We start from the raw sequence: 7,193 nt of genomic DNA on the forward strand, positions 1-7,193 counted from the left end.
GCTGCTGGCCGGTCTGGCGCCGTCCGGCGACGCCGCCGGGCAATGGCCGGCGCGGCCCTTCGATCTCGGCCGCCTGGCCCGGATCGACGGCAATCTCGACCTCGACGCGGCGGCGGTCTCGCTCGCCGGCTGGACCCTGGACCAGCCGGAGCTGCACGCCCGGCTCGACCAGGGCGGGCTGAATCTCGACCGGCTCTCGGCCGGCGTGGCCGGCGGCCGGCTCGGCCTGAACGGTCGGATCGACTGGGACAATGCCGGCGGGCCGCGCTGGTCCGGCCATGCCGATCTGGTCGACGCCGACCTCGCCGCCATCCTGCTTCTGTCGGCCGGGCCGCAGGGCCTCGCCGGCCGGCTCGATCTCGGCCTCGACGCGACCTCGGCCGGCAACAGCGTCGCCGGCCTGGTCTACGGGCTGGACGGCAAGGGGCTGGTGGCGGTGCGCGATGCCTCGCTGGCCGGCATCGATCTCGCCGCGGCCGGGCGCCTGCTGGCCGATCCGGGGCTGCCGGGCGCCTTCCTCGAAGGCCTGCGCGCCGACTTCGCCGGTGGCAGCACGGCGGTGCCGGCGGTCAACGCCACCTTCGCCATCGCCGACGGCATGGCGACCTCGACCGATCTGCGCCTGGTCACCGACACGGCGCTGGGCACCGGCGGCTTTACCCTCGACCTGCCGCGCTGGCGCCTCGACCTCGGCATCGATGTTGGCTTCCGTGCCCATCCCGACGTGCCGGCGGTGGGTCTGCGCTTCGACGGCACCCCCTCCGCCCCGGTGCGGCGGCTGGAGACCAAGGCGCTGGAGGACTGGGCCGCCGCCCGCGCCGCCGTCCGTCCGACCGGGCCGGCACCGGAAGCGCCGGCCGGACCGGCCCCCGGGGCTCCGGCCGAACCGGCCCCCGAGGTACCGGCGGAGCCGCCCCCGGGGCCATGAGCGAGGGACGTCGTCTTTCGCCGGTGACCTGGAATGGGCTATGCCGCAAAGCAATACATCCGGAACAGGTCGGAAGGCGCGGCAAAGACCTCGCTCACCCTGCCGAACCCGCCGGCGCGCCCGAGTTCGCGCCAAGCTGACTCCGTTTCCGGGAAGTCCGAGTCATGCACATGGGCGGCCATGGCGTCCCACTCGGCGTCAGTATATGCGGTCCAGAATGGCTTCTGTTGGTCCCAACGGCGCAGCCAGCCTTCTCGGTCCTCGCCGTCAGGGCTGGTGTTCTCATAGATGAGAAGGAGCCCGTCCGGGCCGAGGAGGCGGCGAACATCGCGCATGAAGGCGAGCTTCTCCGGGTTTCGGAGATGATGCAGCGAAAGGCCGATCCAGACGACATCTGCGGGATCCGTTCGGAGGGCGATCACCCTCCTGAAATCCCCCTCCTCGAGAGTCGCCGGAAGGGTGAGCGCCTCGCATGCCTGCCGAGCGAACTCCAGCGCCACGACGGACAGGTCGATTCCATGATAATGCGCGGCTTGCGTCCCCTGGAGCGCAGCGACGCTGGCTCGGGCATCGCCGCAAGCGATATCGAGGAAGTCGAATGGGCGGCCGACATCCCCAATCAGCACGTCGTGAAGGCGTGTGTAGACCTCTCGATGGAACAAAAAATTGTTTTCGACCATCTTTTGGTAAATATTCCAGCTTTCCTGGAAAATGGTCACATCGGCCGTTTCAGGAAATAGATAATGGGCATCTTCTCCGTGGGTCGCCATCACTACCGCTCCTGTTCTGGAGTTGGTGCGACGTATCGGCAACAATTGAGGATAACAGTTTCCCGAATCGAAGGGTAGCGAAGCGGCGATCTGGCCGGGCCTTCACCCGCTTCGCCTGCGATCGCCCCCGTTCACTGCCCGATCACGCAGTTGATCCATAGCACCACGGCCTGGGCCTCGGCCGAGGGGTTGGCGAAGCGGTGCGGCCGGCGGCTGGCGAAGCGGAAGCCGTCGCCGGCGGCGAGAATCCAGCTCTCGGCATCGACCGTCAGCGCCATCTCGCCCTCCAGCACCGTGCCGGCCTCCTCGCCGGCATGGGTGTAGAACTCGTCGCCGGTGCTGGCCCCCGGCTCCATCGTCACCAGGAACAGGCTCAAGCCGCCGTCGCCGGCCGGGCTCAGCAGCTGCTTGGAGATGCCGGACCGCCACAGGTTCAGCCCCGGCCGCTCGGCCCGGCGCAGCACCACCGTGCCCTCGGCCGGCGGCGGGCCGAACAGCCCGGCCAGGCCGACGCCCAGCACGTCGCCGAGGGCGGTCAGCACCTTGAGCGACGGCGAGGACAGGCCGCGCTCGACCTGGCTGACGAAGCCGATCGACAGGCCGGACCGGGCCGAGACCGACTCCAGCGACAGGCCCTGGGCATGGCGCAGCGCCCGGATGCGGGCGCCCACGGTCAGGTCGATGCTCATGCGTCTTCCGGTTTCATATAGGTGAAAATCGCTTGCCAAACGCCTCCGATTATGCCGATTTCATAATGGTGAAACCACTCCGGCGTGCGGACCCGATCCGCGGAACCGGCAATCCAGGACAGGGGGCAGGGCGATGCGGATCAGGACGCTCATCCAGGCTGCGGCGGCCATGGCGGCGCTCGCGGCGGCGACTCCGGCTTCGGCGGAGGTGCTGAGGGTCGGGTCGACCCCGACCGGCGTGCCCTTCACCTTCCTCGACACCAAGTCGAACACCATCCAGGGCATCATGGTCGACCTGATCACCGCGGTCGGCCAGGAGGCCGGCTTCGAGGTGCAGATCGAGCCGATGGCGTTCTCGACCCTGATCGCCTCGCTGACCTCGGGCAAGATCGACCTGATCGCGGCGGCGATGTTCATCAGCCCGAAGCGGCAGGAGGTGATCGACTTCTCCGCCCCGATCTACACCTATGGCGAAGGGCTGATCGTCCCCAAGGACGACACCAGTGATTACGCCACGCTGGCCGACCTGCAGGGGCTGACGGTCGGGGCGCAGGTCGGCACCACCTTCGTCGACGCGCTGCAGGCCAGCGGCCTGTTCGCCGAGATCAAGGCCTACGACACCATCCCCGACATCCTGCGCGACGTGAATGCCGGGCGGATCGCGGCCGGCTTCGCCGACTATCCGATCCTGGCCTACAACCTGAAGGACGGCGCCATCCCCGGCGTCCGCCTGGTCGAGAGCTACAAGCCGACATCGATCGGGTCGGTCGGCATCGGCCTGCGCAAGGGTGACCAGGCGCTGCGCGACAAGGTCGACGCGGCCTTGGCCAAGCTCAAGGCCGACGGCAGCATCGACCGCATCCTCGGCAAATGGGGGGTGAAGCCGCAGGGCGCCTCCTGAGCCTAGCGATGCAGAGCTTCCTCAGAGACGCCGCCGAGTTCCTGCCGATCCTGCTGCAGGGCGTCGGGCTGACCCTGCTGGTCACCGCCGGCGCGCTGGTGCTGTCGACCGTGCTCGGCCTGGTCTGGGCCATCCTGCGGGTCTCCGGCATCGGCCTGCTGTCGGGGCTCAGCGCCACCCTGGTCAATGTGATCCGCGGCGTCCCGATCATCGTCCAGCTGTTCTACCTGTACTTCGTGATGCCGGACCTCGGCGTGTCGCTGACCGCGCTGCAGGCCGCGATCATCGGCCTCGGCGTCGCCTATTCGGCCTATCAGGCGGAGAATTTCCGCGCCGGCATCCAGGCGATCGACAAGGGCCAGATCGAGGCGGCGCAGTCGATCGGCATGGGCTGGTGGCTGACCATGCGCCGGGTGATCCTGCCGCAGGCGGTGCGCATCGTGCTGCCGCCTTACGGCAACATCATGATCATGCTGCTGAAGGACTCGTCGCAGGCCTCGACCATCACGGTCGCGGAGCTGGCGCTGCAGGGCAAGCTGATCGCCTCGGCCTCGTTCAAGAACACCAGCGTCTTCACCCTGGTGGCGCTGATGTACCTGGCGATGAGCATCCCGCTGATCCTGCTGGTGCGTCACTTCGAGAAGAAGGCGGGCAAGCCGTGATCGAGCTCAAGGGCGTCCGCAAGCGGTTCGGCACGGTCGAGGTGCTGAAGGGCATCGACGCGCATGTGGCCAAGGGCGAGGTGGTCTGCATCATCGGCCCCTCCGGCTCCGGCAAGTCGACCATCCTGCGCTGCATCAACGGGCTCGAGGCCTATGAGGCCGGCGAGATCCTGGTCGACGGAAGGCGGGTCGACCGCGCCGCCCGGTCGATCGTCGAGATCCGCGGCCGCGTCGCGATGGTGTTCCAGCGCTTCAACCTGTTCCCGCACCGCTCGGTGCTGGAGAACGTGATCGAAGGCCCGGTCTTCGTGAAGCGGCAGCCGCGGGCCGCGGCGGCGGAGCGCGGCCGCGCCCTGCTGGCCCGGGTCGGCCTCGCCGACAAGGCCGAGGCCAGGCCGTCCCAGCTCTCCGGCGGGCAGCAGCAGCGCGTCGCCATCGCCCGGGCCCTGGCGATGCAACCGCAGGCGATCCTGTTCGACGAGCCGACCTCGGCCCTCGACCCCGAGCTGGTCGGCGAGGTGCTGGCGGTGATGCGCGGCCTGGCCGAGGACGGCATGACCATGGTCGTGGTCACGCATGAGATGGGCTTCGCCCGCGAGGTCGCCGACCGGGTGCTGTTCATCGATGGCGGCGTGATCGTCGAGCAGGGGCCGGCCAAATCGGTGCTGACCGAACCGAGCCATCCCCGCACCCAGGATTTCCTGCGCCGGGTGCTCCACCCGCTCTGACATCGAGGCGAGACGTGGCCGATTACTTTCCGCTCGAACCCTCGCTCTGGGCCGCCACCGCGGCGCCCGCGCCCGAGACGCCGCCGCTCGCCGACTCGACTGCCGCGGACGTCGCCATCATCGGCGGCGGCTATGCCGGGTTGTCGGCGGCGCTGCACCTGGCCGAGCGCGGCGTGAAGCCGGTCCTGCTGGAGGCGAAGCAGATCGGCTTCGGCGGCTCCGGCCGCAACGGCGGCCAGGTCATCCCCGGGCTGAAGCATGACCCGGACGCGCTGGTCGCCATATTCGGGGCCGAGCGGGGCGGCCGGCTGGCCGAGTTCGGCGGCGGCACCGCCGACTTGGTGTTCGACCTGATCGAGCGCCATGGCATGCAGGTGCCGTATCGGCGCGCCGGCTGGATCCAGGGCGCGCATTCGCCGGAGGGCCTGGCCGAGGCCGAGGCGCGGGCGGCGCAATGGGCCAAGCGCGGGGCGCCGGTGCGGCCGCTGGACAAGGCCGCGATCGGGCAGGCGTTGGGCACCGACCGCTATCTCGGCGGCTGGCTGGACGAGCGCGGCGGCGGCATCCAGCCGCTCGACTACGCCCGCGGCCTGGCCCGGGCGGCGCTGCAGGCCGGCGCGGTGATCCACACCGGCACGCCGGTCACCGCGCTCGACCGGGCACAGGGGCGCTGGCGGCTCAGCACGGCCGGCGGCGCGACCGTGACCGCGGACCGGATCCTGCTCTGCACCAACGGCTACACCAAGGGGCTGTGGCCGCGGCTGGAGCAGACCATCATCGCCGCCAACTCCTTCCAGGTGGCGACCCGGCCGCTGACCGACCGCGAGCGCGAGTCGGTGCTGCCCGGCGGGCAGGTCAGCTCCGACACCCGCAAGTTGCTGCTGTATTTCCGGCTCGACCATCAGGGCCGGCTGCTGATGGGCGGCCGCGGCCCGTTCCGCGAGCCGAAGGGCGCGTCCGACTGGGCGCATCTGGAGCGCGTCGTCGGCAAGCTGTTCCCGCAACTCTCCGGCATCGCCTTCGAGCATCGTTGGTGCGGCCGGGTCGCGGTCACCCGGGACTACTTGCCGCATCTGCACGAGCCGGCGCCGGGCCTCCTGGTCGACATCGGCTGCCAGGGCCGCGGCGTCGGGCTGCAGACGGCGATAGGCCGGGCGATGGCACAATACATCGCCTCTGGCGATGCTGGCGCCCTGCCGCTGCCGCCGGTGCCGATCCAGCCCTTGCCGCTGCACGCCCTGCACCGGCTCTACGTCTCCGCCGTCATCACCTGGTACCGGATGAACGACGGCGGACTCTAGCCTGCGAAGTGGCTGCCCGGCAGGCCGCGGCCGGCGTCCTTGATCTCGAACAGCCCGCCGGCCAGCGGGTGCTGGCGCAGCGCCGCCTCCGACATCCCGGTCCGGGCGGTGGTGACGTAGAGTGTGGTCAGGCCGGGGCCGCCGAAGGCGCAGCTGGTGACATGCGGCGCCGGGATGGCCACGGCGCGGTCCAGCGTGCCGTCCGGGCGGAAGCGGCTGACCCGCGACCCGCCCCAATGCGCCACCCAGAGATGGCCGTCGCGGTCCACCGTCATGCCGTCCGGCACCCCGTCGTCATCGGCGAAGATCACGAAGGGCCGGCGGTTGGCGATGGCGCCGCTGGCGAGGTCGAGGTCATAGGCATACACCACCCGGCGCTCCGAATCCGCCTCGTACAGGAGGCGGCCATCGGGCGAGAAGGCGGGGCCGTTGGTGACGATGTAGCCGTCATCCATGCGGTGCCAGCGATGGTCGGGGTCCAGCCGATAGAAGGCGCCGGTCGGCTCGGTGCAGCCGAACTCCACGGTCCCGGCCCAGAGCCGGCCGGCGGGGTCGACCTTGCCGTCGTTGAAGCGGTTGCCGGGACGGTCGGGCTCGGGGTTGCCGATCGGCGTCACCCTTCCCTCGGGCAGGTCGATCAGGTGGAAGCCGCTGCGCAGCCCGGCCACCAGCCCGCCGCGGCGGCGCGGCGCGATGAAGCCGATCGGCTCCGGCATCGGCCACTCCGCCTGCGCCCCGGTCGCCGGGTCGTAGCGCAGGATGCGCGGCTGCAGGATGTCGACCCAGTACAGCGCCTGCTCCTCGGCCAGCCACAGCGCCCCTTCGCCCAGCGTCGCCCCGGCCGCCCAGATGCAGACCGCGTCCTGACCCATCGCCTTGCCTTCCCGTTCCGCGGTGGGCCGAATCGCCCGGCCGCTTTATGCCAAAGAATTGGAGCGCGATCGCGCTCCAGGGCGCGATTGTGGTCAGAAATGCCCCGGGGTCCAGTCCGGCGTCTCGGCCCCGGCCGCCTGGCGCAGCGCCTCCAGCAGCGTCGGCGAGGGCCGGCTGGTGACCCGCAGCTTCTGCTGCCGCTGGAAGGCGGCGATGGCGTTGCGGGTCTGGCGGTTCAGCCGGCCGTCCACCGGGCCGGCATTGTAGTTCATCATCGTCAGCAGCTGCTGGATCTCCCTCCACTGCGCATCGCCGGCCGGCTGGCCCGCCGACCGCGGCCC

At 70.4% G+C, this 7,193-nt stretch carries 9 protein-coding genes; 5 read left to right on the top strand and 4 right to left on the bottom strand.

Going from position 1 to position 7,193, the window contains the following annotated elements; all coding sequences use genetic code 11:
• Nucleotides 1-928 (top strand): AsmA family protein (locus ACTOWL_RS37280; RefSeq protein ID WP_441326365.1); only part of this gene is annotated, 928 nt, incomplete at its 5' end.
• A 38-nt stretch (nt 929-966) separates the two neighbouring features.
• Here ACTOWL_RS37280 and ACTOWL_RS37285 read toward each other — a convergent pair.
• Both ACTOWL_RS37285 and ACTOWL_RS37290 read right to left on the bottom strand, forming a co-directional pair.
• Nucleotides 967-1,698: a class I SAM-dependent methyltransferase gene (locus tag ACTOWL_RS37285; RefSeq protein ID WP_441326366.1), complete on the bottom strand. Its 732-nt coding sequence runs from the start codon at nt 1,696-1,698 to the stop codon at nt 967-969.
• Between the two features lie 131 nt (nt 1,699-1,829).
• Nucleotides 1,830-2,387, bottom strand: a complete 558-nt coding sequence (locus ACTOWL_RS37290; RefSeq protein ID WP_441326367.1) for a cupin domain-containing protein — start codon at nt 2,385-2,387, stop codon at nt 1,830-1,832.
• Between the two features lie 133 nt (nt 2,388-2,520).
• On the opposite strand from ACTOWL_RS37290, the gene ACTOWL_RS37295 reads away from it, so the two are divergent.
• From ACTOWL_RS37295 to ACTOWL_RS37310, 4 genes are read left to right on the top strand one after another with little or no spacing between them, the layout of a single operon-like run.
• Entirely contained in the window at nt 2,521-3,288 is a 768-nt protein-coding gene (locus ACTOWL_RS37295; RefSeq protein WP_441326368.1) for an ABC transporter substrate-binding protein, read from the top strand.
• Between the two features lie 8 nt (nt 3,289-3,296).
• Nucleotides 3,297-3,950: an amino acid ABC transporter permease gene (locus ACTOWL_RS37300; protein WP_441326369.1), complete on the top strand. Its 654-nt coding sequence runs from the start codon at nt 3,297-3,299 to the stop codon at nt 3,948-3,950.
• A complete protein-coding gene (locus ACTOWL_RS37305; protein WP_441326370.1) occupies nt 3,947-4,678 on the top strand; it encodes an amino acid ABC transporter ATP-binding protein in 732 nt (243 codons plus the stop codon). The genes ACTOWL_RS37300 and ACTOWL_RS37305 overlap by 4 nt, the downstream gene beginning before the upstream one ends.
• A 14-nt stretch (nt 4,679-4,692) precedes the next feature.
• Entirely contained in the window at nt 4,693-5,979 is a 1,287-nt protein-coding gene (locus tag ACTOWL_RS37310) for an NAD(P)/FAD-dependent oxidoreductase (RefSeq protein WP_441326371.1), read from the top strand.
• Here the strand turns inward: ACTOWL_RS37310 and ACTOWL_RS37315 are convergent.
• Both ACTOWL_RS37315 and ACTOWL_RS37320 read right to left on the bottom strand, forming a co-directional pair.
• On the bottom strand, nt 5,976-6,851 hold the full coding sequence (locus ACTOWL_RS37315) for an SMP-30/gluconolactonase/LRE family protein (protein WP_441326372.1): 876 nt from the start codon (nt 6,849-6,851) through the stop codon (nt 5,976-5,978). The two genes, ACTOWL_RS37310 and ACTOWL_RS37315, sit on opposite strands and share 4 nt — an antisense overlap.
• Before the next feature lie 93 nt (nt 6,852-6,944).
• The coding region (locus ACTOWL_RS37320) for a peptidoglycan-binding domain-containing protein (protein WP_441326373.1) at nt 6,945-7,193 on the bottom strand (249 nt) is incomplete at its 5' end.

The organism is Inquilinus sp. CA228 (genome assembly GCF_052078665.1).
Classification (GTDB): Bacteria; Pseudomonadota; Alphaproteobacteria; order DSM-16000; family Inquilinaceae; genus Inquilinus.

Bases quoted from the DNA above. Each gene is read 5' to 3' on its own strand.
- ACTOWL_RS37285 (WP_441326366.1), bottom strand. From the start codon at position 1,698: ATGGCGACCCACGGAGAAGATGCCCATTATCTATTTCCTGAAACGGCC.
- ACTOWL_RS37315 (WP_441326372.1), bottom strand. From the start codon at position 6,851: ATGGGTCAGGACGCGGTCTGCATCTGGGCGGCCGGGGCGACGCTGGGC.
- ACTOWL_RS37300 (WP_441326369.1), top strand. From the start codon at position 3,297: ATGCAGAGCTTCCTCAGAGACGCCGCCGAGTTCCTGCCGATCCTGCTG.
- ACTOWL_RS37295 (WP_441326368.1), top strand. From the start codon at position 2,521: ATGCGGATCAGGACGCTCATCCAGGCTGCGGCGGCCATGGCGGCGCTC.
- ACTOWL_RS37290 (WP_441326367.1), bottom strand. From the start codon at position 2,387: ATGAGCATCGACCTGACCGTGGGCGCCCGCATCCGGGCGCTGCGCCAT.